Source organism: uncultured Psychroserpens sp. (genome assembly GCF_947501425.1).
GTDB lineage: Bacteria > Bacteroidota > Bacteroidia > Flavobacteriales > Flavobacteriaceae > Psychroserpens.
This window is the reverse complement of sequence record NZ_CANMVN010000001.1, coordinates 521,531-547,124: the sequence shown is the minus strand read 5'-3', so window position 1 is coordinate 547,124 and position 25,594 is coordinate 521,531. Positions and strand designations below refer to the sequence as shown.

The window sequence follows — 25,594 nt, the reverse complement described above, 5'->3', positions numbered from 1 at the left end:
GATCATTCTTTGTTTTTATCTTTTTGGATATCTTCTTTACGTCTGGATGAAGAATCAAACTTTCCTTTACGTTTTTGACGATATTCTGTAAACAATATTCTAAGGTCGTCACTCATTTTGTTTTTCACTTCAGCAACTTCTATACAATCATAAGAATAGAGTGGATAGATTGGTTCATTTCGTTCTATTTCTTTATCTGTTCTATCATCTAATCTACCACGCTGTTTTAAATCTTTATCCACAATAAACACATGGTCTGTGAATAGATTCTCATCTAGAGATTCTTCTACTTTTAAACTATTAAAAAGCGATTTAATATCATTGGGTTCCCCGTAGACATAATGCCAAAATCGCATATCTTCATAATTATTAATTTCCTTTTGTAGTTGTTTCGCACTCTCTTCTGAACCTTTAGGCAAAACAATGACTATTTGAAACTTTTTGAAACCTTTAAATTTATCGTAAACAAGTTCTTTTAGATTGGAAACAGGGATTACATTATTTATCGGCTCTTTTCCGAGGAAACCTAAAATTGTAATATGATCTTCAAGCTGGAGTTCAGCGTCAGAATTTGAGGAGAAGAATTGTAATTCGGAAACCTCCTCATCTACAATTTCCAGAGGGTCATAATTATGAGTTGAAGGGTATAACATCAATAAAAAGGCCACTGGTAAAAAGAATAAAATCCCCAATACTACATTTCGTTTTACACTACTTTTTTCCATAATGCAAAAATAAAAAAGACGGTTTAAAAAAACCGCCTTTTGATATACTTTATGCTAATAATAACATATTAAAAATCTCTTTTGATGAATCCGTTAGTATAAACACTTTCTATGTATCCACCTTCTTGTAATAAAATAAAAACAAGATAACAAATTAAGAATACACCAGTCCATACAACCATTCTTCTTAAAGCTTTGGTTTCATCTCTCATGTGCATGAAATCCCAAGTGATGTAATACGCTTTTATTATTGTTAGTACAATAAAGATCAGGTTTAGAGGTTTCATATATATAATTGGGGAAAACAATATATTTCCTAGTGTTGCTAGAAAACCACCCTCAAAAGGTGTCATCCAAGTATGCATAAAAAACTCTGGTTTGTAAATACCAAGAACAACCTCTATTGCTGTAACTATAGTTAAGAAAATAAGTACACCCCAAATTTTTTGAGTGTTAGATTTAAACTTAACTGTTCCTCTAAATATTGCTAATTTATGTTCGTGTGCCATGTTTGTTCTAATAAATAAAATTTAAACTAGGTAGAAGAATGTAAATACGAATACCCAAACTAAATCGACAAAGTGCCAGTATAAACCTACTTTCTCGACCATTTCATAGCTATTTCTTCGCTCGTAAGTACCTAAGATAACATTAAAGAATATGATAATATTGATCACTACTCCTGAAAATACGTGAAATCCGTGGAACCCAGTAATAAAGAAAAAGAAATCAGCAAATAACGATGTTCCATATTCGTTAACTTTCAGGTTAGCTCCTTCAACTACTAATTTACCGTTATTCTTTATCTGCATCAAAGATTCTTCTCTGGATAAAACTGTCTTTTCGCCTTCTTCATTGATGATTTGGGTTCTTACTAATACGTCAGGATGTGCTACCAAACCATTATAAACCTCATCAACCGTATAAGATGGAAGTGTACCTTCATCAACAAACCAAAGGCCGTTCTTGCGTTCATGCTGAACACGTTCTCCATGAGCATCAATAGCTATTGAACTTATTGCCACACGCTCACCTTCAGTATTAACCAATTGAAGTATGTTTCCGCCTTTTGTTTGTACAGCACCATAATCACCTTTAATGAAAGTTCCCCATTCCCAAGCTTGTGAGCCAACAAAAATTAAACCTCCAATAATAGTTAAGAACATATACAATGTTACTTTAGCCTTATTCATATGATGTCCTGCATCTACAGCAAGTACCATAGTAACAGATGACATAATTAAGACAAAGGTCATGAACGCTACATAAATCATAGGAGCAGGTTCATGATAAAAAGGTATGTGAGTAAACACCTCGTCTGCTATTGGCCAAGAATCAATGAATTTAAATCTTGAAAATCCGTAAGCTGCTAAAAATCCAGAAAACGTTAAGGCATCTGATACGATAAAAAACCACATCATCATTTTACCATAACTAGCTTTGAGCGGCTTATTACCACCACCCCAAGTTTTGCCTTCTGTTCCAGTATTTGCTACTGTAGTATCCATATAAAGCATTTAGTTGTTAAAAGTTGCACAAAAATAATCATTTTATCTATCTAAAAAAACATCCTTTTCTAAAATTTAAAAAATCGGTCTTAACCAGAGTGGATAGTAGCTTTTAGCTTAAAAAAATGATCTATAATTTAAACCAAATAGGCTAAAAAGAAAAATAGGAACAACCACAGTATATCAATAAAATGCCAAAAGGTAGCAGAGAGTTCCATACCTAATAATTCTGTAGCTGTATATTTTTGTTTAAAATGATTATAAATTACGACCAATAATGAAATGAGTCCTGCCACAACGTGTAAAATATGCACAAAAGCAATTACATAAATAAAACTCATGGTCACATTAGACGTTTCTCCAGTAAAATAATAGCCTGAATCTACAATTTGTCCAAATCCATAAAACTGACTGGCAATAAAAGCTATTCCCAATCCAAATGTAAGCAATAGCATTGACGTTGTTAAACCTCGATTATTAGCTTTTAGAGCTCGCTTAGCCAAAATAAACGTAATACTACTAATAACAATAATGATACAACTTATTAAAAATGCTTGAGGCATCTCAAAATCTTGTAACCAATCTTCGCGTTTTCTACTTACTAAAACAGCACTGGTCAATCCAGCAAATGACATGATTAGAGATATGATCCCAAACCAAAGCATCATTCGTTTGGCTCTATCATTTTTTTCTTTTATTGTTCCTTCGGTTAAATCCATTTATCTTATAAATTTATCTACAACATATACTATTTGCAATAGAGTGATGTATGATACACTAGACAGCATCAATTGTTTCGCAGCTTTAGCTGTTCGCTTCTTAAATAGCTCAAATGCATAATAAAGCATTACCATTCCGAGCAAAAACACAATAACTGCCGCAACAATCGACAATTTCAAATCTCCTGTAACTCCAAATACAGGAATAATAGATATTAAAATAGTCCAGATGGTATACATTATGGTTTGCACTGCTGTTCCTTTATCTCGTTTTCCTGTAGGTAGCATATAAAAACCACCTTTTTCATAATCCTCGAACAAGAACCATCCAATGGCCCAGAAGTGAGGAAATTGCCAAAAGAATTGTAAGGCGAATAGAGTACCTGGCTCTATTCCAAAGTCATTTCTAGCTGCAACCCATCCTAACATGAACGGAATCGCTCCTGGAATTGCACCAACAAACACAGCCAATGGCGTTTTTGTTTTCAAAGGTGTATACACACAAGTGTAGAGAAAAATCGAAATTGCACCATACATTGCAGTGCGCTCATTAATAATATAAAGCACTACTATTCCTGAAATAGTAAAAAGTGTTGCGATTATAAATGCCGATTGCTTACTCATTCGTCCAGCAGGAACTGGTCGATTCTTAGTACGATCCATCAATGCATCCAGATCTTTTTCAATAATTTGATTAAATGCATTAGAGGCTCCTACCATGAAGTAACCACCAAAAGCCAATAAGACCAATGTATACAGATCAACTTCAATAGCACCAAGCAAATATCCAGCAAGTGCTGAAAACACTACACTTATTGAGAGTCTCATTTTAGTAATGTCCTTGAAATCGGAGATTACAGATGCTTTTGGAATAGATGTTTTTGCAGTACTCAATACACTTGATTTTATTGCGTTTGCAAAGATACTCTGAAAAAAGCTTTTGGACAATTCTATTCACAAATAAATAAAGGCGTTGTAAGTTTGAGTATCTTTATGAGACTCTAGTTTAAACCATTTATTTTATGCAACGTATCTTTTGCTTACTTTCAATTGCTTTTTTATACTTCACAAATTCTACTAACGCTCAACGATTTGACGATGTTAAGATTGAAACCATTCAAGTTTCAGATTATGTGTACATGCTTGTTGGTGCTGGTGGAAATATTGGAGTTTCAATAGGAGACGATGGCGTATTTATTATTGATGATCAATTCGCACCACTAACTGAAAAAATCAATACAGCCATAAAGCAATTAAGCGATAAAAAGATTACATTTTTAGTCAACACCCACTATCATGGTGATCATACCGGCGGAAATGAGAACATGCAAAAGTTAGGTGCTACTATAGTTGCCCACGATAACGTAAGGCAACGTATGGCGACAACAAAAAAGCGTGATGGCACTAATCAGCCTGAGGCGGCATTACCTGTAGTTACATTTAATGATGAATTGAGCTTGCACATCAATGGCGAAAAAATAGGTGTGTTTCATGTTGGAAATGCGCATACAGATGGAGATGCCTTATTGTATTTTACCGACAGTAATGTCCTCCATACAGGTGACACTTATTTTAAAGGTCGCTATCCCTATATTGATTTAAACGCTGGTGGAAGTGTTGATGGTTACATTTCCGCAGCAAAACTCGGACTCCAACTTATTGATGATGATACCAAAATTATTCCAGGGCATGGTAATTTATCCAATAAAGCTGAATACACTTCTTTTTTAAAGATGCTTGAAGCATTGAGAACCTCTATTATTGCTGAAATTAAAGCAGGAAAAACCGAAGATGAAGTGGCTAAAAATGAAGCCATCACCAAAACTTATGATGAACTTGGTTACGGAACAGGCTTTATTAACTCCGAAAAAATTCGCCGAACGTTTTATGTCAGTTTGAAAGAATAACAAAAGAAAGCCTTTTACTACTCTCTCAAATAATACCAATTATAATAAAAAACTGTAATAGTTATTATTAAATTACACTTAAACTCTTCTAGTGAGACTAATGATACCCTTGGTTATGCGTCAATGTTGTACTACATGTTGAACAAGCTACTGCAGATCCTGCGCCACCTGGATGTCCATTAGCACAGGTATAATGCCAAACACCTGCGGCATTTTGAGCTGGCTCTGGAGTTTTAGTAGTCTTGTTTGCTGCAGTAGGAGTCGCAAACGGAGAGTTATCTGTTGTACTATTCGCTTTGGCGTGATACGCTGTATTATGGGCTAAAACAATCCCACAAGTTGCACATTTAACAGCTGATCCAGCACCTCCGGAGCAACCCATTCTACAGGTATAGTGCCAAACACCACTAGCATTTTGAGCAGGTTCTTTTGTCTTAGGTGGAGTTGTTGCTTTAGATGTTTCTGAAACGTCTGCTGACTTTTCTGTCTTTTGCTCAGGTGTTTTACTTTTTTCATTACATCCATAAAAAAAGAGAACTGAACTGCATATAAGTAGGGTTAGGATTTTAACGTATTTCATAATCAGATTTATTTTAAACAAACTTAAACTAATTTTTATACAACTATGTTAAAAGGAATATCAACTGTAAATAATCATTGATAAAACGCTTAAAAATCATTATACCAGTTAAACAAATCAGTTCTTACACCAACAGTAAACCATGTCGTATTAGTATTTAAAGCAGCTGAAGTATCGGCCTCTGGATTATAGTTTCTAAAAGTAATATTAGCAAACAATCTCAAGTTAGTTACTGGATTAATAATATATCCTCCTCCAAGATCAGCCTGAAATACATTTGTAGTATTTCCTTGTCCGACGGTTATTCCTGTATCAGCATTTCGGTCGTCTTCACTTCTGTAAATATTACTTCCATAATTAGCAAAGTCTGTTCCATCATTAAAGTCAAAACCTCGCTTTCCAAAGATCAACTTCGCATCGGCAAACCAACGTCTGTAATTATAACGACCTATCACTATCGCTTCACTAAAGTTGGCTCCCCAAAGATGCGCCATAGGTTGGTTGTTATGAGCATAGTTTAATACAATAGAATTATGCGAATAGGTATAAGGTCTTACTCTGTTGTATTCTATCTGTAGCAATAAATTATCGACCTTAAAGGCATCAAAATATTTTACACCTAATTGGTAACCAAACTTATTTTTCCAACTTTTCTCACCTCCAGTTATATCATTTAGCGAAAATTCATCAAGAATAAATTGTCCGTATAAGTTGACTTTATTATTCCATTTGTATTTTGCTGAAGCTCCTAAAATAGCGTTTCCAGCATCTTGACCTGTAGAAAATTCAATAGCTCTATAAAATATGACTGGATTAAGATAATTGATATCAAAGCCCCTGTCATTATCATTAGACCAAAGTACAGATTCGAATAAACCAATATTTAAACGCTTAGACACATTCCAACTCAAATAATGGTTAGCCATATATTTGGTTAAAAAGGCACCATCTTCTGTAACCTCTGCTCTAACATCTCTTAGCCACATCCAGGTATTGGTATATTTTATTTTCCAGAACTTTGTATTGAGTTTCAAGAAAGGATACGGACTAGTAGCATCGCTCTGTAAAAGCGACCTGTAACCATCACCTATAAAATTCTTACCATGTCCAAATTGAATATTTAAGAATTTTGCAGGTGTGTAGGATAAATACGCTTCAGCTACAGGATAATCAAAACCTCGATCTTTAAATCGTTTTGCTAGACCTCTACCAGGAACAATAGGTTCATTTTCCGAAGCAGCGAGTGCATTGGCATAATCATTAAAGTATTGAGCAAATCGCCCTTGACTTTCGTAAATAGTTGTTGTGAAATTAAATTTCTTTCCTAAACCTGCTTGGATATATATCCCTCTGGTATTATTGTAAGTTGTACTAAAATCGGCCTCAGAATCTTTACCTAACTGGAGATCGAATACCGGATCAACGGTAAACCAATAGTTTTTCCCTTGAACTTCAACTAAATGCTCGTTCCATAGTTTTCTACTCCACCAGCCATCAGAGCCTTTAACTAATGCTTGTTTTTCGGCTTTAAAATCGTAATAGGCAGCTACGTCTTCGTATATAAAAGGTTTAGCTGCAGTATGGCTATTAGTTCCCAATCCATTCATTTGTTGGTCAAATCGAGCGTAATAATTATGAGTAAATGGAATATTAAGCTGACTACTATATTCCAGTTTTTCGTATTTAACAATGCTATCATTAACACTATCAAACTCATCACTTACATCTGCATTTAAATCAGTTTCAGATGTGATATCTAATGCTGATTGCTCTTCTTGCTTAGTTTGAATTTCGGCTGGATCAACAAGTGGAATGTCAATTCCTAATGAGTATTGATAAAATGTAGGTCGTCCATTATAAGTTCCTGGAGTTAATTTTGGCAATGCGTCAAAAATACGTTTTGCCTCATCCTTAAGTTCTTCGTAAACGGCATCAATGTAAAGTATCGAAATCACGCCTTCTTTGTCAACTTCAAAAAGCACATTGACTTCTCCTTTGTAATTATTATCCAAAGCCACTTGAGGTACTTTGAAGTTGTTAAAAATGTAGGAGTTCATTTTATTATTTAAGCAAGTCTTCAACTCTTCTAGTGGCTGAGATTCACATCCTGGAAATACTGGAGGTTTTGCTGAATCTGAAAGATCCTGTGCAGATAATAAGCAAAATGAAAACAAAAAAAAGATTAAGAAGCAATTCTTCATAAAGTAAGCGCATCATTAGTTGCCGAAAGATACCATTTTTTTCAAAATGCAACTCATAAAAAAGACAGTCTAAAAATTTTCATCAGACTGTCTTTATAATAATGCTAGTGTAATGTTAATTCACTTTAAAAACTATTGGTAAATTATATACTACTGAAACAGGCTTTTTTCTCTGAAGACCTGGTTTCATTTGAGGAATCTTTTTAGTAACGCGTTCCGCTTCTTTTTCAAGACCTGGATGTGGTGCTCTGGTAAGAATCTCTGTTACCTGACCATTGGCATCAATTTTGAATTGCACATTGATACGTTGTAGTCCTGACAAACCATATTCTGAGGCTAAACCTGTATCAAATTTCTTTTGTACGAGTTTTCCAATTTTTTCACTCATGCATTTTACACGCTCTTCATTTGTGATTTTCTTTTCACAACCTGGATAAATAGGAACAACTTCTACACCTTTTAAAGTGTAATACTCTGGTGCAGGAATATCGTCCTCAGGTTTTTCTGGTGTTGTTAAGCTATTAGGATCAATAATAGGATCTGAAACAGGAACTGGATCTGTAATGAGATCGGTTGGTTCTATATCATTGTAATTGTTGTCAACTATTACTGGAGGTTTTATAATTCTAGTTTTCTTTTGTTTTTGCTTTTTTTGAACTGGAGTCTCTGGCTCGATAATAAAATCTGGCATGTGGTATACATCCTCATTTGGATCTAAGAAGACAATTTCCTTCTCGTAAGTGGTAGTCTCAAACTTCATTTCTAGGATACCATAAGAGCCTAGTAAACATAAGATGAGTCCAATTTGAAAATACAGCGTAGAGTTTTTTTGTAAATTTGCATCGTGCTTGTGTGATTTTCGCACACTTGTATTGCTCTGACCAGCAATATTGTGCGATTTTTTTAAATCTTTCATAATACTTAAGTTAAAATGTTAATATTATGAGAAAATCACAATAAGCATACCAAAGTAAAAATCCCATCTAATTAATTAGATGGGATTTTGAAATTTTATGATATGCTATATAAATATCTAGTCTTGAACCTGAAATAAGATAGGTAAAGAGTAAGGCACGTTTACTGGCTTACCTCTTTGTTTACCTGGCTTCATTTTTGGAAGCAATCCAATAACACGTTTTGCTTCTTTTTCTAAACCTGGATGTGGTGCTCTTGCCTGAATACCAACAATATTTCCAGTTTTATCTATTTTAAAGATTACATTGATACGTTGTCTTCCTGATAAACCAAGATCACCTGCAAGCTCAGTATTAAACTTTTTATTTACAAATTTGGCAATCTTATCAGACATACATTGCTTCTTAGCATTGTTACCTTTTTCTTTTTCACATCCAGGAAAAATAGGAACATTTTCAATAACGTTAAACGGTACATCAATATCTTCTTCTACTTCTTCTACTTCAATTTCTTCAACTTCAACAATCTCTTCTTCCTGATCGGTTTCAGTAGATTCAATAACTGTTTCCTCGATTTCTTTTTCATCTTCAACAATCTCAATTTCCTCTGGTACAACTGGAGGTGGTGGAGGTGGTGGAGGTGGAACTATTTCCTGTTGAGTAATTGGAATTTCTTCTTCTTCAAGATCTTCAAGATCTAATTGTCCAATATCAATGGCTTCTTTCTCATAAGACTTGTAATTAATTGTCATGTACGTTAAAGCCAACATTAATGCAAGACCAACAGCAAAATAGAGAGAACTATTTCTACTTACGTCTGCTTTAGTACTTTTTTTCGGTTCCATTTTTTTTCGGTTTAAGAATGCTAAATTAACCAATAATTTGTCAAAAAAGCAAGCTATTTAATTTAATTTAACTTTAGCTTATGTTGATATTTCAACAATACTGCTGCAAAAATTGCTCCTGAAGCATTTGCAAGTGCATCATAGAAATCAAAGGTTCTGTGAGACGTCAGTACAAATTGTAATACCTCAATAATGATGCCATAGATAGTCACAGTTATAGCTGATATAAAAATGACTTTACTGTATTTTTTTGTCACACAAAAATTATAAACTAGAAATGTAAATATGATATAAGCGACAAGATGGTAAATTTTATCATCAAAAGAAGACCCTAAACTAGGCATATCTTTTAAATGCATCAAACTCCCAATTGTTAGAGCTATAGCATATATAATAACTAGAGGCAGAGCCCATCTTTTAAGCACCAATAAGAGCTTTGTAATCATCGGCAGACATTAAACTATCTATTTCTGAAGCGTCAGAAAATTTAATTTTAATCATCCAACCGTCACCATATGGATCAGAATTTACTTTCTCTGGTTCATCTTCAAGATTCTCATTAAATTCAACAATCTCTCCAGATAAAGGCAGGAACAGATCAGAAACTGTTTTTACCGCTTCTACAGTACCAAAAACTTCTTCTATATCTAAAGTTTCATCTACTGTTTCCACTTCAACGTAAACAATATCTCCTAACTCGCCTTGAGCGAAATCTGTAATGCCAACTAAGGCTGTATCACCTTCAATTTTAACCCACTCGTGGTCTTTAGTGTACTTTAAGTCTGATGGTATATTCATCTTTTAAATTAAAATTATTGTATAGCTACAAATGTAATTTTTTTAGACTTTAATTACTACTTAATTTCCAAAATTGTAACGTAATGTAAATCCAGACCTTACTGTTGTTTGTGGAAATGCAGTAGATATTTCATATTCTGAGAATGTATAATCAAAGTAGAAAATAGCTGTGAGATTTTTACTAAATGCATATTGAGCAGAATATTTTAATCCCCAAATAGTTTGACCTTGAGTAATTTGATTGTTCTCAATATCCAGATATCTAATAATGGTTTTATTATTTCTTACTGAAATATCAGCTCTCATGTCTAAATCACTTTTTATGACTTGCCTTGGACCTGCAAGCTTAGAACGAATACGTAAATCCTTGATTCTATAACCCAAACCTAAGATATACTCGTTCCCACGAATCTCTGTAAGAAGGTTATTATCAAAACTTAACGAAAGGATTCTATCTCTACGCATCTCAGCCAATACTTTTACAGAATTCTTCATCTCGAAGTCTAATCGAAATAACGGACTAAAACTTTCTTCTAAATTGATATTACTGAAGACTGTAGCATTCTTAAAGTTTCCTGATTGATCTAATACATCAGGGTTTTGATTTTCATATTCTACTCCAGGTTGTAACAACGTTGGATCTAGATCTAAGTTAGTTCTAAATTGATTGATGGTATAACTAGAACGGTATCCATGAGTAATAGAAAAACGTTTAAAATTCTTTTTAAACCACTTCATTTTCATAAAACCAGTATACTTTAACTGCCAGTTTGGTATTGGAATATCTCTAAAGGCAGATAAACTGATTTTTTCAGGATTTGACCCTTTGTAAGCAGCTAAAAATGATGGTATCAAGACCGATTGACTATTTTTTCCAAATCCAAGTGGATACCCTTCAGCATCAACGGCAAAGTTATTGTTTCCATAAAAGTTTCTCGCTAATCGTCTTGCAACAATTAACCTGTTAGCTCTGAAATCTTCAAAGGCAGCAGATTGGTTTTCGTCACTCTTACTGAATGCTGTTTTTATTAAAGCGGTTGAAATATTAAAGTTTCCGAAGGAATTAGTGATCAGTCTATTATAAGTATCACTCAACCCATCTCCATCTAAATCTGTAGCATTGAAATTTTGCGTGGTGTTTTCAGAGTATACGCGACCACCTGTAAGATCTATATTTAAGTCTTTTATAAACTCCACGTCGGCTGAAATATCAAGGATTCTATTAGTCACTTCACTATACTGTTGATTGAAATCTGGGAAAATAGTCAGCCAACCATTTCTAGCTACTAAATCTCTAATATCTCTTTGGCTACCAAATGTATATCCTAATGTTGGTCTAAATGTCCCTATGAAACCAGGTGTTCTTAAGTATCCAGGTAAAAACGTACCATTGTTTTCTGTATAGTTTATTTGAACCCGTTTAACAGCTGTTAATAGATCAATGGCTCCATCTAAAATTTTAGAACCAGCGCCTTTTTTATTACTATTAGCAGCATTAGCTCCATCTTTTGCAGCAGGCGTTTTTCCGTCTTTAGTCAAAGCTCCTGGTGTAGCGCTACGACGACTTCTGGCATTTTTATTATTCTTTTTAGTCAGTCCTACATACTTATATAGTGTCTCTAAATTAAAAGTAGAGTTGATATTATGGGTGTTTGCATTTTGAATTGAGTTACCCAGATTATAATTGGTAAATGATCCATCTTCATTCTCAATTGGTAAATTACTATTAAGATCAGAACCTTTTTGCCACTGAAAATCTCCTGTGTACGAATATGTAGCACGCATAAAGCTCAAGGTAGGAATCTTATAAAGAGGTATTTCGTAATTGACCTGTAATTGCTGATTTTGAATGTTAGGATCTCCAAGATCAAAGAATCCATCCCAAACATCTAAATTTGGATCTTGTCTACCATTAAGAACATCGTCAACAAAATAATTCCTGACAATATTGGTATTGGCTGCTGTAAAGTTTAAACTTAAGGCTTTTGTCAAGTTGTAATTTAGAACATATTGTGTGTTGAAATTATAATTTCTTCGGAATAATTCTTCTAAACCAATATTATCTCCTGTAAGATCAACCTCTCTAAATTTTTGTTTATTAAACTGACGAATGATATCTGTATTAACTGAAAAACTCGTTGGAATTGGATTGAAATTAAAGTCTTTAAGGATTTTCCAATACTTACCTGTAAACAAGGAGTCGTTCTTTTTAAAAGGCTCTATCGTTAAAGGCTCGAAGCTGTAATTGTAGTTTACTCCAGCCCTTACATTCTGACTTAGTGAACGTTCAATTTCAAAATCACGTCGCTCTTCTTTATTATAAGAGTAATTAAAAGTTAAATTTTCAACATCGTAAAAGCGCGGCTTCTTATCAGTAGTTCTATTTTTCCTAACACCAATAAAATTGATACTCTTTCGCTTGGTATAATTCTCGTTGACCTTTAATATAGAATCCTGATTGGTTGTATTATCTAATTGGGTTTGAAGCTTTATATCTCTGTAGAATTCATCGTATTCTGGTGTAATAATCTGTTCACCAACAGCGTAGTTGAAAGGTAATTGAATGCCCCATTTCTTCGGAAGTAATTGTCCTAAATTAAGATTAGTAACAATATCATATTGTTCAACATCTTCTCGACTTCTTTCATTCGGTCTTTGTTCTACGGAACCAAAGCCAATAGTACTTTTTCGTCCTGTTGCACTAACGTTAGCAAAATCTGCAAAGTTGGCATCTAGTCCAGCAACTGCTGCCCAACCACCTTCATTATCTAGATCTGCAAGTCGGAGTTCATTAAACCAAATTTCTCCACATGCATCCATACCACTATTACCTGAATTTTTAACTCCAACCATGAGTACTCTTACTTCACCAAAGTTTGGATTTCCTTTTATGGCTATTCTTTGCTGACCAATAGTGTAAGGGTCAAATTCTGCTACCTCATTTAATTGTCCGCCAACAACATCATAGAATGTTGGGTCTATATTGGCTAATGTTCCGTTGGCAATACCTAAAGATTTCATTTGCTCCAAAACATCAAGCTCTATACTTATCTCATTTACTTCTGGCCAAACAGATTCAGGTGATGCCATACCTGATGATACTTGTAAAGGTACTTCTATTTGATAGTAGTTTTGGGTAAAGTCATTACCCATTCTAATAAAACCAACCAGATCGCCATCATTAAGCATTCCGGTTTCACCTTGTTCAGCATGAATAAACATTCGTAGTTTATTATACTGACGCATATCTACATTGATATTTTTGAATACACCTCTGGAATCTTCAGGCTCTAAATCGCAAACTTCAAGTTGTAAGGATTGTTCATTTTGCCTGATAATATTATTATTGTTATTCAACTGTTCTAAAACAACACCTGGTGGCAATACATAGTTACCATCATTTTCCTGAAGACCTACAACACCAACAGTAAATTCGGTATTATCATTATCATTATTAGGTTCCTCATCCAAGGTTAAGGTGTAACGTCTCCAATCACTTCTAACCAAATCTAAAGTAGCAAAACGCAATACCGTTGTCTCTGCAAAATCAGTCAAGAATAAACGTGCAAAACGCACTGATCTAATATCTGATATACCTCCAACAGCTGTTCTAGCTGGACCTTCACCAATAGGAATTCTAAACTGATACCAAGTCACATCTTCAGTTTGACCATTTGGCAAGGTAACTGTACGCTGCTTTACATCATTAATTTGAGGGTTGTTTTCGTTTAATGTTGTTGGATCAATATCTACTTCATATTGGAAATAACTATCAATCGTGTTCATGGTGTTATCTCTGTTGATATCCTCAACATCTGGTTGAGGCGTTGATCCACGATTGGTATCTGTAAATACATCTGGTGAATTTCCTTGTAGACCGTTATACTTCTTGTAACGCTCAAAGATATTTCCTTCTGTATTTAAGTAGTATGTATAATTATCTTTAGCTGGATCTTCTCCAAAAGCTCCTCCAAATCTTGCAATCTCTTCGGTATCGTCATATCCATCATACCCAACATCCTGATTAGATCGTTGATCCCCTCCTGTTGAGAAGGTATAAATTAATGATTGGTTCCTTGGCACAACCGTTTGATATGCTGTTTCTGGAAGTAGAGGTGTAATGTCACCATCTTCTGGTAATCCATTTTCATATTGCTTTTTACCATCTTTTAAGACATCTTCTGAAATGTTACCTAAATTAATAAACAGTTTTCCTGGAGCACCTGTTCCTGGTGCATTGTTTAAGAAAGGATCTTGCAACCAAAACTCTATGTATTCTACATTGGCTTGTTCAAAATCTGTTGAAGTGATTTGTCTGGTGATTCCAGCCCAGCTATCATCTGGATTCAAATTATCTCCAACTGCAGTAGGATCAAAATTGTATGGTCCTCTTTCAGTAGGATAATATACCAAATCAAGAGTGTTGATTACTGTTGTTTGTCCTTGAGCAATATCCAGTTCAGGAAAAACCTCATCGATAAAAACGCGTCTTGTATATAAATCTGACACGTCTTCATCACTTATATCTCCTGGTCGTTGATTGCTATAGAAAATTGGATCAATGGTGTACCAGTTCAAAAAGGCTCTATCAAATCCATTTTGAATTCCGATGCCATCCTCATCACCAAATCCACCATAAATCTTACCTAAGTTTCTTGGTCTACTTGAAAGAAACCAGGATTGAGGTGATAACAGATCGATAGCACCTTGAGTTCCTTCAAAATCATCAACATAAGCAGTTGCCTCATTATTGAAATCGGTTCCTTTTGGAGCACCTGGCGCCAAATATGCAAACTCTCCTCTTACAGAAAGATTTGAAGGCGCATCAGTATCGATGTTTGGAAGCTTATTAACTAATCTTGTAAAAAAAGGAACTTCGGTAGAGAAATTTCCATTAAATCCAAAAATGGTGTTATTAATTGGCTCTGTATTATAGTTAGCTTTTTGGGTAATTGGACGTTCGTTCAAATTCAAAAGCGTAGCTCCCAATACAAAATTCTCATTGAATTGATGCTCAACATTAATTCCAGTAAATCGTCTGGTTTGTTGCCCAAATACAGCATTGTTTTCAACAGAAACATTTATAGGAATATTGGATGATTTCAGGGCTTCATCAATAATATAAACACGACCAATCTGGTAATTTACTGTATAGTCCTGACCTTCTACAAGTGTTCGTCCTCCTGCAGTAACAATCACAGAGCCTCTTGGCACATTGAAAGCGCCTAGAGGAATACCATCTCCTCCTGAGGATTTATAACGTCCTTTAATCTGGAATTTATTTTTTTCAGCTTCATCTAAAGCAGCTGTTTTTGTTTGCTTGTAGAGAATGTCGTAAACGTACTTCTCTTGATTTAAGTTGGTATAGGTTTCTAATTCGTAATCGGCATCATTGTTATTTGGGTTTCCATCGTCATCAAGAATATCAAATAAATATCGACCAAATGGTTCAACTTTTGTAAAAATGATCTTTCCGTTTTCTGCCAGAACCGTTTGCCCTTGAACAAAATCAAAAAATCCATCTCCACCTGCTTGCGGATCATTATTAAAATTTAATCGGTCTAAATGGAATAGCCTAATTAATGGTGTATCGAGAATTTCTCCATCATCTGTTGTATCAAAAGGTGTGTTGTTCTCAAATACTGGAAATGCAGTTCCATCTACAGGCGCTATATAATTTAGAGGAGAGGCTTCAGTATAGAATATATTTAGTCTGAAATCGTCTTGATCTAGTTGAAATGCTCCAGTGTCGTAGATGTTTTTCATCATCAGATCCCAGATAGGCTGATTAACATCTGTAATAGGACTCTTCAGCATTTTTACCATAAGACTCTGACTAGAACCTTCCTGAACAGACACAAAAGTATCGTTAATACCATTGCCATCAACATCAGGTCCATTATCAATAGTTCCATCACCATCAATATCTGCATCACCTGTATCATTAATACCATCATTATCAGTATCTGGTCCATTATCAATAGTTCCATCGCCATCAACATCTGAATCGATATCATTTGGAATACCATCTGCATCAACATCATTACCTGAAGCAGTAGAATTAACACCATCATTGGCAAACTCTCCTACTTGATATACTTCTCCTCCAACTGTATACTGAAAAGCGACAGCTAGAATTTCATCATTTAATAAACGCTGGCTTAAGGATATATAACCTAGTTGTTGATTGAGTGTATAATCTCTTCCTTGTTCCAGTTTTCTAGCATTTTCTAATTTTCCAAAGTCAAACCCTTCATTTGCTGTAGTTAAGATCCCTTGTTCTACTGTTGTGATATCTCTAACTGCAGGCGACAGAAAAGAACCTGCATTACCAATATCAGTTGGATCAAAAGCATTATTATCATTATCTGGAAATTCAGAACCTGCGGCATTTATAAAACCTGGAGGAGCTACACCACCATTAAGTCCGATAGTTTCAAACTCACCTAAATCCTGAAATGCGACAACATTTCTAACATTGTCGGTTTGGTTACTTCTGTTTGTTACCCATACTTCAATTCTGGTGACCTGAATATTGTTATTAATAAATGGATAACGAAGCATGGCTTCATCATAGGTATTTCTAAAATACTGTGCTAAGAAATAGTGTCTATTCTCATCATAATCTCTTGCAAAAAACTCAAACTCCTCTAAAGTTCCGCCACCTTGCGCAACGACTGATTGCGATTGCGAACGTTGTTCCGAGAAAATTGCAGTTACTGTAGTTTTTCCGAATTGTAATTCAGTCTTAACACCAAATAAACTTTGAGCTCCTGTGATCAATGAGCTGTTAAGAGGCATATTTACGTTACCAACTTCAATCTTTCTAACAATATCATCTTCCGTTGGTGTATATTCTAACTTTGTTAATTGTTGAAAGTCAAAAGTTGATTCGGTATCATAATTAGCAGTTACCTGTAAACGTGTTCCTACTTTACCTAATAAACTAACGCTAATACGTTGATCGAAATCAAATGTGAAATTACTTCGGTTCCTTGGAGAAAATGTTGGATTATCTTGCTTCGTAAATAATATTCCTAAGTCTACCTCTGCAGAACCTTGTGGAATTACTTCAATAGTATTTCCTCCAAAAAGTGTTTCAAAAAATCCTGAGTTGACATAAAACTCAGGTAATAAATTTCTACGTTCTTCCTCTGCACCATCTTTTTTCCCGTCGGCAGCATCAATTTTTTGCTTGTAATACATTTGCTGCTGTTCAAGTAAGATGAGTTTTTGAAATTCTGCAGGTGTTAAAATAATAGGATAATTGATATTGAAACTTCCAACTTTTTCGGTGTAAATGTATCTATCTGTGATAGGGTCGTAGGTATATTTTGAAACAATACTCTGAGGATTTGGTATGCTTAATTTACCTAATGAGAAGCCCGTTTTGGTTGAATCTTGAGTAGCAGGATTGGTTTGAGCGTAGCCTAGACCACTAACCAATACAAATACAAGGGCAACAATAAGGCGATATGATTTTGATAAAGTAAAGTTAGTTGTAATCAAATTTTATAAATTTTTTAAAGCTTCTTTAATAATTGATTCTACACTTGCATCAGGTTGTTGAGACACAATTTTATCCACAATTCGTTCGGACTGCTTTTTAGCAAATCCTAAAACTTCTAAAGCAGATAACGCTTCATCTCTATTTGTATTGTTTTTATTAACAGAAACTTCATCTATATCGTAAACTTTAAGCACTTTGTCTTTTAGATCTAATATAACACGAGCTGCGGTTTTGGCTCCAATCCCTTTTATTGATTGAATTAAGGCAACATCTCCATGGGCAATTCCTTCTTTAACTTGTTGCGGAGATAGTGAGGATAGCATTGTTCTTGCAGTATTTGCTCCAATGCCACTAACAGATATTAAAAGTTTAAAAATTTCGCGCTCAGCTATTGATGAAAACCCAAATAATGTATGAGAATCTTCTCTAACTATTAAATGAGAATATAACTTCAGAGCTTCACTGTCTGGTATCTCAGAATAGGTGTGTAACGATATGTTTAAAAGATAGCCAACTCCATTGCAATCTATTACTACATCTGTTGGATTCTTCTCAACTAATCTTCCTTGAATATGCGTGATCATTTACTCACTTGGGTTAAAAACTCAAATGTAATAAAATTATTTACATTTCAAAGGTGATTATTAAGCTAAAGCATTACGTTTATCAGCTTCTCGTTTTTCCTTTTGTTGAGCATCTATTACTGCAATGGCTGCCATGTTTACAATCTCATCTACACTTGCATCTAATTGTAGAATATGAACGGGTTTTCTCATTCCCATCATAATAGGACCTATGGAGTCTGCTTTATTTAGCTCCTTGAGTAATTTGTAAGTAATGTTTGCTGATTCTAAATTCGGAAATATTAGTGTATTCACCTTTCGTCCTGCTAATTTAGAAAATGGAAAAATATCTTGAAGCATTTCTTTGTTCAACGCAAAATCTGTTTGCAATTCGCCATCAACAATAAGGTCTGGATGTCTTTTATGTAAATAACTTACAGCTTCCCTAACTTTAGTTGCTGTTTGATCTTTAGAAGAGCCAAAGTTAGAATAAGAAATCATTGCCATAACAGGTTCCATTCCAAACATTTTTACGATACTTGCCGTCATTTGTGCAATTCGGGTGAGATCATTTGCTGAGGGATTAATATTGATAGCTGTATCACTCAAAAACATTGGACCGCGTTGGGTCATCATAATATTAGTTGCAGCAACTCTTGTTGCGCCTGGAGCCAGACCAATAAGTTCCATCATTGGTTTTACTACGGAAGGATAACTTCTTGAATACCCTGAAATCATGGCGTCTGCATCACCTTCATTAACCATCATGGCAGCAAAATAATTACGTTCTCGCATTATTTTACTTGCCGAATAGAATGTAACTCCACTGCGTTTATGTTGTTCCCAGTAGACTTTGGCATATTTATTTTTACGGTCTTCCTCTTCATCAGATTTTGGATCAATAATCTCTAAATCATACTCAAATTCAAGTTCTTCCATTAGACTGAGGATCTTATCGCGACGCCCTAAAAGAATAGGAGTTGCAATCCCTTCATCATGTACAATTTGAGCTGCTTTTAGAACATCTAATTGATCTGCTTCAGCAAAAACAACACGCTTAGGATTTAATTTTGCTCTATTGAATAATAGTCTTACAAGCTTATTATCAGATCCTAAACGTTCTAGCAATTCATCTTTATATTTGTCCCAATCCTCTATTGGTTCTTGAGCAATTCCACTTTCCATAGCTGCTTTAGCAACTGCTGGTGGCACTTCGGCAATAAGTCTTGGGTCAAAAGGTTTTGGGATGATATAATCACGACCAAAAGTTAGACGTGTTTCTCCATATGCAATATTAACTTGTTCTGGCACAGGCTCTTTAGCCAAATTAGCTAAAGCATGAACCGCAGCCATTTTCATAGCTTCATTGATCTTTGTAGCTCTTACATCGAGAGCGCCTCTGAATATAAAAGGAAAGCCTAATACATTATTTACCTGATTAGGATGATCGCTTCGCCCTGTTGCCATAATGATGTCCTTACGTGCTGCAATAGCAACATTATATGGAATTTCCGGATTTGGGTTTGCCATTGCAAAAACAATAGGGTTGTCAGACATTGATTTTAGCATCTCTGTATTGACAATATCAGCTTTAGACAGACCAATAAATACATCAGCATTTTGCATTGCCTCTTCTAATGTATCGATCTTTCGGTGTGTTGCAAATTCAGCTTTTTGAGACGTTAGATCATCACGATCGTCTCTTATAACACCTTTACTATCTAACATCACCATATGCTCACGCTTAGCACCACAAGCTTGATACAAGCGAGAACAAGAGATTGCAGCAGCTCCTGCGCCACTGATTACAATGTTGACATCTTCAATATTTTTTTCAGCAATTTCTAATGCATTGATTAATGCAGCAGCAGAAATGATGGCTGTTCCATGCTGATCGTCGTGCATTACAGGAATGTCTAATTCTTCTTTGAGGCGACGTTCAATTTCAAAGGCTTCGGGTGCTTTTATATCTTCAAGATTGATACCTCCAAATGTTGGCGCAATCATTTTTACAGTTTGAATAAACTCATCCACATTTTCAGTATCAACTTCAATGTCAAATACATCGATATCAGCAAATATTTTAAACAGAACACCTTTCCCCTCCATTACAGGTTTAGAAGCCTCTGGGCCAATATTTCCCAAGCCAAGCACAGCTGTCCCGTTAGATATGACTGCTACCAAATTCCCCTTAGCAGTGTATCGATACACATTGTTTTTGTCCTTTTCAATTTCCAGACAAGGCTCGGCAACACCTGGAGAGTAAGCTAATGATAAATCCCTTTGTGTGGCATATTTTTTTGTTGGTAATACCTGTATTTTTCCAGGAATTGGTTTGGCGTGATAAACCAATGCTTCTCTACGTTTACTCTGCTTGCTCATATTTCTTTTATCTATTAATCAATTTGTATTTGCACCTGACAACAAATCGAATTACAAATGTAAGTGTTTTATGAGAAAGTGATAGATTAGTAATTGGAAAATTACTTCTTAATAAACCTAATATTACGTTGTAGTCCTTCGTACTTTGTACGCTTAACTGCAGAGTTTTTAAAGACTTTGTTAAACGTATCTTTCGTGATGTCTTCCCAATCTTTTTTAGACATTGACATCAACTCTGGATGTGGATTAAATAGCGGTTCATTATGTGCTTTTGAAAAGCGATTCCACGGACAAACATCCTGACATACATCACAACCAAACATCCAATCGTCAAATTGTCCTTTAAAGTCTGATGGGATATTATCCTTAAGTTCAATTGTGAAATAGGAAATGCATTTACTACCATCTACAATATAGGGTTCTGTAATGGCTTCGGTAGGACAAGCATCAATACAGGCAGTACAGGTTCCACAATGATCTGTTGTTGCGTGATCATAGTCGAGTTCTAAATCGATAATAAGTTCGGCAATAAAATAGAAAGAGCCTATTTGCTGAGTTAATAGATTACTATGCTTTCCAATCCATCCAAGACCAGATCTTGCAGCCCAGGCTTTATCTAATACTGGAGCCGAATCTACAAAAGCGCGTCCATGAACATCTCCAATTTCAGATTGAATGGTGTATAATAAAGCTTTCAATTTGTCTTTAATGATAAAATGATAGTCAGTTCCGTAAGCGTACTTTGAGAGTTTGTAACTTTCAGGATTTTGAATTTCCGAAGGATAATAATTTAATAACAGAGACACGACACTTTTAGAGCCTTCAACCAGTTTAGTTGGATCCAAACGCTTATCAAAATGGTTCTCCATGTAACGCATTTCGCCATGTGCATTATTTTTTAGCCATGTTTCTAATCTTGGAGCTTCATTTTCTAGAAACTCAGCCTTACTGATTCCGCAGGACAAAAAGCCTAAACGCTTAGCTTCAGCTTTGATAAATTTTGATCGTTCAGTTGTATTCACAATCAAATTTAAAACATCTCATTAAATTTTTGTGTTTATCCTTATCTAAATGTGATTATTCGCAACCCATATCCTCAGATGACATTGTATCTGCATTAGGGAAACAATAGCCAGTAGGCAATGCTTCAGGAACGTAACGTTGTAAGTTGCTATCATACAGTGCATTTTCTAAAAACGCAGTAATGGCATCTACTTGAGAATCTGTAAGATTTAGTGGTTCAAACATAGCTGACAACTGTGCAGATGGCACGTCTTGATTTTCTGCTACAGCTATATTTTTATAGCGAATAACCTCTTCTATAGTTTGAAAACTTCCGCCATGACCATAAAATGAAACATCCTTTAAATTATAAAGTTGTGGTGTTTTAAATTTGTAATCATCTTCTGGGTTACCTGTAAATCCACCACGTCCTCGCTTTGTGGCATCATCAATTGTAGTTAAAATATCTTCTCCAGCAAGATCGTTCATTCCTATGGCATGGAACTCCATACCATTTAATGCTGGTCCAGCGTGACATGAGAAACATTTAGCCTCATTGAAAAATAACAACGCGCCTTCGGTTTCCTGCTCATTCATGGCATTAACATTTCCGTTTAACCACTGCTGAAAAGGTGCCTGATTAGGAAGTAATGTACGTTCATAAGCTGCAATAGCTAACGCAGCATTTATCTTTGAATAGCGCTCGGAGACATCAACATCTGGAAAAGCTTCATCAAACATATCTTTATATTCTGAATTGATAATAAAATCTTCATCGATAACTAATCTATGTACATCTAAACCTGCTATAGCTTGCGTTTCAACACCTTCAAAACCTAAATTATTAGCTTCTTTGGGTGTTCCAGGAGTCCAGTTAGCTTCTGTACCAGCATTTGTTCCTGTAGCACCAAACTGACCATTCCAAAGCATCACATCCTGATAGGCCACATTAAGCGCACTCGGAGTTCTTATTGGTTGAACATCCAGATCTGCCTCAGGATATAACGTATTTTTAAATCGTCCTTCTCCACTGAGTCCAAAGCCCATTCCGCCTTCTCCTATACCTTGTAAGATACCACTTTGAAAACCAGCTTTAGCATGATGGCAACTTGCACAAGAATAAGTATGCATCCCTTCATCCATATTAGGATTTGTTGCAAGTCCTGTTTCATGAAATAATAGTTGGCCAAGCGACACTTTAGCTTCTGTAATTGGGTTATTAGCATCGTTAGGTATCAAATTATAATCTGTAGATAATGGTTGGATTAGTGCCGTCTTAGAACCATAAAGTTCAATAATTCGATTCTCTAAAATATCCTGTCCAGGGATTGGCACGTAGTTATCATCATCTGATGCGCAAGACATTAACAAAGCCATTGTGGCAACAATAAGATAAGTGGGACGTTGTAACTTTTTCATTTTGATTACATTTAATAGGCTCGTGAAAAGTAAATCAAAATAAAAATGCATCTAAATTTAACAGACGAAACACCTGTTTTTTAGTTCAGGTAATTTTCTAAAAGATAAAGTGTGGGTTTTTACGGATAAATGAAGTAAGAAAAATCTACGATCGTGGTGCAAACCTTAAACGTGCATTTTTAGGCTTTAAAGTAATTAGAGGTGTAATTTCAATTGCTTCAAATTCGGGATGTATCTTAAATTTCGAAACAAGTGTTGTTACTGCAATGATCATTTCAAACATGGCAAAATTATTTCCAATACATTTTCTTGGTCCTGCACCAAAAGGAAAATATTGTGACGAGAATTTCCGTTCACCTTCACTGAACCGTTCAGGTAAAAATTTATTTGGTTGTTCCCATAAATCTGGGTGACGATGCATTTCATGCACCGAAAACAATAAATTTGAGCCTGGTTTAAAAGTCATTCCATTAAAATGGTCTTCCTTGAGATTAACACGATCAATAAAATAGGCTGGAGGATACAAACGCATCGATTCTTCAAGTACTTGTTGACAAACTTTAGAAGAAGTGACCAAGGTCATCAAATCTTGAGTTTGTTCTTTAATGTGTTTATTCTCGTCAAAAATTTGGTCTTGCCATTCTGGATGTAAGGCTAACAATTGAAAGGTAAATGTTAAGGCGTTAGATGTGGTTTCGTGTCCAGCTGTAAAAATGATTAAAATCTCGTCAATCAATTGTTCCTCAGTCATTCCTTTACCGTCATCATAACGTGTTTCTAATAACATGTCTAACAAATCGCCATACGTTTTCCCTGAAGCCTTTCGTTCATCTACAATCCCTTTTAAAATGGTTCGTGCTTCTTTAGAAAGCTTCAAATACTTGTCTATAGTTCCACTTATTTTAAACCACCAAGCGAGATACGGCTGACGTAATTCTCTAACCAACATCTTCTGATTCATTTCAGTAATATATTGGAGTCTTTCCATATCATCTTCCTTGGCAGCTTTAGTGAATAGTGACTTTACAACAGTTTGAAATGCCAAATCATTCAGAATAGGAAACAGGTCTATGTCTTGATTTGGTGTTATCTTGTTGAATTCTGAGATAATAGTGTCTTGCATTCCTAGTAACAAGTTCTGCAATTGCTTTTTATGGAAGGCTGGCTGCATCATTTTCCGTTGCTTCTTCCATTTGTCACCTTCTGAAGTCAATAAACCTTCTCCTACATATTTTACCAAATCTTCGGTTTGTATTTTAGATTTTACGTAGTTTTTTTGATTTTTCTGAAGTACATATTGAGCAAAACCAGTATCTCTTACAAAAAAGACTTCATTTTTAAACCCAATTTTTAGACGGAATATATCTCCTTTTTCATTAAAATTTTTATGATGAAAGGGAAGGGGATTTTTTAAAATTTCAAGAGAATGTTTTAGGAATCGAAGTAATGGAACTGTAGGTATGTTTTTTGGACTACTCATAAGGTCATTTAGAATAATCCGCCTTGAATTGGACCTTTAATTTTACCTAGATGTTTATACGCAAGTTCAGTCACTTCACGACCACGAGGTGTACGCATGATAAAGCCTTGCTGAATTAAAAACGGTTCATAAACTTCTTCAATAGTTTCTGCACTTTCACTTACGGCTGTTGCCAAAGTAGTAATACCAACTGGTCCTCCTTTAAATTTGTCAATGATGGTTTCCAGAATTTTATTGTCCATTTCGTCTAAACCATGAGCATCTACATTGAGTGCTTCTAAAGCAAATTTAGCAATCTTGATATCTATACTTCCATTGCCCTTAATTTGAGCAAAGTCTCTAACTCGTCTAAGTAGGGCATTAGCAATTCTTGGAGTACCTCGGCTACGTCCAGCAATTTCTACAGCCGCTTCCATTGAAATTGGCACATCTAGAATAGATGCACTACGTTGAACAATGGTGGTTAATAATTCGGTATTATAATATTGTAGCCTGCTTTGAATTCCGAAACGTGCTCTCATTGGAGAGGTTAATAGTCCAGAACGTGTAGTTGCGCCAACTAATGTAAATGGATTTAGGTTGATTTGAACAGTTCTGGCATTTGGCCCAGATTCTATCATGATATCGATCTTATAGTCTTCCATTGCAGAATACAAATACTCTTCAACAATAGGACTCAATCGATGAATCTCATCAATGAATAAGACATCACGTTCATCTAAGTTGGTTAATAAACCAGCCAGATCACCTGGCTTATCCAATACAGGACCAGAAGTCACTTTGATCCCAACACTAAGCTCACTAGCTAAAATATGAGCTAAGGTTGTTTTACCCAATCCTGGAGGTCCATGAAATAGTGTATGATCAAGAGCTTCATCTCTTCCATTAGCTGCCTGAACAAAAACCTGAAGGTTCTCCAATACCTGATCCTGACCTGTAAAATCATCAAAGGATAAGGGTCTTAACTTTTTTTCTACATCGAGTTCTTCGGGAGAAAAATTATCGTTTGTTGGATCAAGGTTTTCGTTCATATAACACAAA

19 protein-coding genes are annotated in these 25,594 nt (G+C 35.1%); 1 reads left to right on the top strand and 18 read right to left on the bottom strand.

The window, feature by feature from the left end:
• Positions 1–2: 2 nt before the first annotated feature.
• The 5 genes from Q0951_RS02390 to cyoE form a co-directional block, all read right to left on the bottom strand.
• On the bottom strand, positions 3–725 hold the full coding sequence (locus Q0951_RS02390) for a hypothetical protein (protein ID WP_299333786.1): 723 nt from the start codon (positions 723–725) through the stop codon (positions 3–5).
• Between the two features lie 68 nt (positions 726–793).
• On the bottom strand, positions 794–1,234 hold the full coding sequence (locus Q0951_RS02385) for a cytochrome C oxidase subunit IV family protein (protein WP_299333784.1): 441 nt from the start codon (positions 1,232–1,234) through the stop codon (positions 794–796).
• A 21-nt stretch (positions 1,235–1,255) separates the two neighbouring features.
• Positions 1,256–2,233, bottom strand: a complete 978-nt coding sequence (locus Q0951_RS02380; protein WP_299333782.1) for a cytochrome c oxidase subunit 3 — start codon at positions 2,231–2,233, stop codon at positions 1,256–1,258.
• Positions 2,234–2,370: 137 nt separating this feature from the next.
• Positions 2,371–2,952 (bottom strand): cytochrome c oxidase subunit 3, encoded by a 582-nt coding sequence (locus Q0951_RS02375; RefSeq protein WP_299333780.1) that lies wholly within the window; start codon positions 2,950–2,952, stop codon positions 2,371–2,373.
• Positions 2,953–3,846, bottom strand: a complete 894-nt coding sequence (gene cyoE / locus Q0951_RS02370; protein WP_299333779.1) for a heme o synthase — start codon at positions 3,844–3,846, stop codon at positions 2,953–2,955.
• A 128-nt stretch (positions 3,847–3,974) separates the two neighbouring features.
• Here cyoE and Q0951_RS02365 point away from each other — a divergent pair, with 128 nt between their 5' ends.
• Positions 3,975–4,859, top strand: coding sequence for an MBL fold metallo-hydrolase (locus Q0951_RS02365; RefSeq protein ID WP_299333776.1), 885 nt, complete (start codon positions 3,975–3,977; stop codon positions 4,857–4,859).
• Positions 4,860–4,956: 97 nt separating this feature from the next.
• Here Q0951_RS02365 and Q0951_RS02360 read toward each other — a convergent pair whose 3' ends face one another.
• The 13 genes from Q0951_RS02360 to ruvB all read right to left on the bottom strand — a co-directional run bounded on the left by Q0951_RS02360 (position 4,957) and on the right by ruvB (position 25,584).
• Positions 4,957–5,439 carry a hypothetical protein gene (locus Q0951_RS02360; protein WP_299333773.1) on the bottom strand — a complete coding sequence of 161 codons (483 nt, stop codon included), beginning with the start codon at positions 5,437–5,439 and terminating at the stop codon, positions 4,957–4,959.
• Between the two features lie 89 nt (positions 5,440–5,528).
• The gene (locus Q0951_RS02355; protein WP_299333770.1) at positions 5,529–7,640 is read right to left on the bottom strand and encodes a gliding motility protein RemB; all 2,112 of its coding nucleotides are present in this window, start codon (positions 7,638–7,640) and stop codon (positions 5,529–5,531) included.
• 115 nt (positions 7,641–7,755) lie between these two features.
• Positions 7,756–8,556: an energy transducer TonB gene (locus Q0951_RS02350; RefSeq protein WP_299333767.1), complete on the bottom strand. Its 801-nt coding sequence runs from the start codon at positions 8,554–8,556 to the stop codon at positions 7,756–7,758.
• Between the two features lie 117 nt (positions 8,557–8,673).
• On the bottom strand, positions 8,674–9,399 hold the full coding sequence (locus Q0951_RS02345) for an energy transducer TonB (protein ID WP_299333764.1): 726 nt from the start codon (positions 9,397–9,399) through the stop codon (positions 8,674–8,676).
• A 62-nt stretch (positions 9,400–9,461) separates the two neighbouring features.
• Positions 9,462–9,845: a VanZ family protein gene (locus tag Q0951_RS02340; protein WP_299333761.1), complete on the bottom strand. Its 384-nt coding sequence runs from the start codon at positions 9,843–9,845 to the stop codon at positions 9,462–9,464.
• The gene (gene gcvH / locus Q0951_RS02335; protein ID WP_299333758.1) at positions 9,817–10,197 is read right to left on the bottom strand and encodes a glycine cleavage system protein GcvH; all 381 of its coding nucleotides are present in this window, start codon (positions 10,195–10,197) and stop codon (positions 9,817–9,819) included. Before gcvH ends, Q0951_RS02340 begins: the two co-directional genes overlap by 29 nt.
• A gap of 60 nt (positions 10,198–10,257) precedes the next feature.
• Positions 10,258–17,706 (bottom strand): cell surface protein SprA, encoded by a 7,449-nt coding sequence (gene sprA / locus Q0951_RS02330; RefSeq protein ID WP_299333755.1) that lies wholly within the window; start codon positions 17,704–17,706, stop codon positions 10,258–10,260.
• 3 nt (positions 17,707–17,709) lie between these two features.
• Complete coding sequence (ruvA, locus tag Q0951_RS02325; protein WP_299333752.1) at positions 17,710–18,291, bottom strand: Holliday junction branch migration protein RuvA; 582 nt, start codon at positions 18,289–18,291, stop codon at positions 17,710–17,712.
• 60 nt (positions 18,292–18,351) lie between these two features.
• Positions 18,352–20,652: an NADP-dependent malic enzyme gene (locus Q0951_RS02320; protein ID WP_299333749.1), complete on the bottom strand. Its 2,301-nt coding sequence runs from the start codon at positions 20,650–20,652 to the stop codon at positions 18,352–18,354.
• 101 nt (positions 20,653–20,753) lie between these two features.
• The gene (queG, locus tag Q0951_RS02315) at positions 20,754–21,677 is read right to left on the bottom strand and encodes a tRNA epoxyqueuosine(34) reductase QueG (protein WP_299333868.1); all 924 of its coding nucleotides are present in this window, start codon (positions 21,675–21,677) and stop codon (positions 20,754–20,756) included.
• Positions 21,678–21,729: 52 nt separating this feature from the next.
• A complete protein-coding gene (locus Q0951_RS02310; protein ID WP_299333746.1) occupies positions 21,730–23,073 on the bottom strand; it encodes a cytochrome c peroxidase in 1,344 nt (447 codons plus the stop codon).
• A gap of 145 nt (positions 23,074–23,218) precedes the next feature.
• On the bottom strand, positions 23,219–24,553 hold the full coding sequence (locus tag Q0951_RS02305) for a cytochrome P450 (RefSeq protein ID WP_299333743.1): 1,335 nt from the start codon (positions 24,551–24,553) through the stop codon (positions 23,219–23,221).
• Between the two features lie 8 nt (positions 24,554–24,561).
• A complete protein-coding gene (gene ruvB / locus Q0951_RS02300; protein WP_299333740.1) occupies positions 24,562–25,584 on the bottom strand; it encodes a Holliday junction branch migration DNA helicase RuvB in 1,023 nt (340 codons plus the stop codon).
• Positions 25,585–25,594 lie beyond the last annotated feature (10 nt).

Excerpts from the sequence above, each read along its gene's own strand:
- Q0951_RS02390 (WP_299333786.1), bottom strand. The coding sequence starts at position 725 with ATGGAAAAAAGTAGTGTAAAACGAAATGTAGTATTGGGGATTTTATTC.
- Q0951_RS02385 (WP_299333784.1), bottom strand. The coding sequence starts at position 1,234 with ATGGCACACGAACATAAATTAGCAATATTTAGAGGAACAGTTAAGTTT.
- Q0951_RS02380 (WP_299333782.1), bottom strand. The coding sequence starts at position 2,233 with ATGGATACTACAGTAGCAAATACTGGAACAGAAGGCAAAACTTGGGGT.
- Q0951_RS02375 (WP_299333780.1), bottom strand. The coding sequence starts at position 2,952 with ATGGATTTAACCGAAGGAACAATAAAAGAAAAAAATGATAGAGCCAAA.
- Q0951_RS02365 (WP_299333776.1), top strand. The coding sequence starts at position 3,975 with ATGCAACGTATCTTTTGCTTACTTTCAATTGCTTTTTTATACTTCACA.
- Q0951_RS02360 (WP_299333773.1), bottom strand. The coding sequence starts at position 5,439 with ATGAAATACGTTAAAATCCTAACCCTACTTATATGCAGTTCAGTTCTC.
- Q0951_RS02355 (WP_299333770.1), bottom strand. The coding sequence starts at position 7,640 with ATGAAGAATTGCTTCTTAATCTTTTTTTTGTTTTCATTTTGCTTATTA.
- Q0951_RS02350 (WP_299333767.1), bottom strand. The coding sequence starts at position 8,556 with ATGAAAGATTTAAAAAAATCGCACAATATTGCTGGTCAGAGCAATACA.
- Q0951_RS02345 (WP_299333764.1), bottom strand. The coding sequence starts at position 9,399 with ATGGAACCGAAAAAAAGTACTAAAGCAGACGTAAGTAGAAATAGTTCT.
- Q0951_RS02340 (WP_299333761.1), bottom strand. The coding sequence starts at position 9,845 with ATGATTACAAAGCTCTTATTGGTGCTTAAAAGATGGGCTCTGCCTCTA.
- gcvH (WP_299333758.1), bottom strand. The coding sequence starts at position 10,197 with ATGAATATACCATCAGACTTAAAGTACACTAAAGACCACGAGTGGGTT.
- ruvA (WP_299333752.1), bottom strand. The coding sequence starts at position 18,291 with ATGATCACGCATATTCAAGGAAGATTAGTTGAGAAGAATCCAACAGAT.
- Q0951_RS02320 (WP_299333749.1), bottom strand. The coding sequence starts at position 20,652 with ATGAGCAAGCAGAGTAAACGTAGAGAAGCATTGGTTTATCACGCCAAA.
- Q0951_RS02310 (WP_299333746.1), bottom strand. The coding sequence starts at position 23,073 with ATGAAAAAGTTACAACGTCCCACTTATCTTATTGTTGCCACAATGGCT.
- Q0951_RS02305 (WP_299333743.1), bottom strand. The coding sequence starts at position 24,553 with ATGAGTAGTCCAAAAAACATACCTACAGTTCCATTACTTCGATTCCTA.
- ruvB (WP_299333740.1), bottom strand. The coding sequence starts at position 25,584 with ATGAACGAAAACCTTGATCCAACAAACGATAATTTTTCTCCCGAAGAA.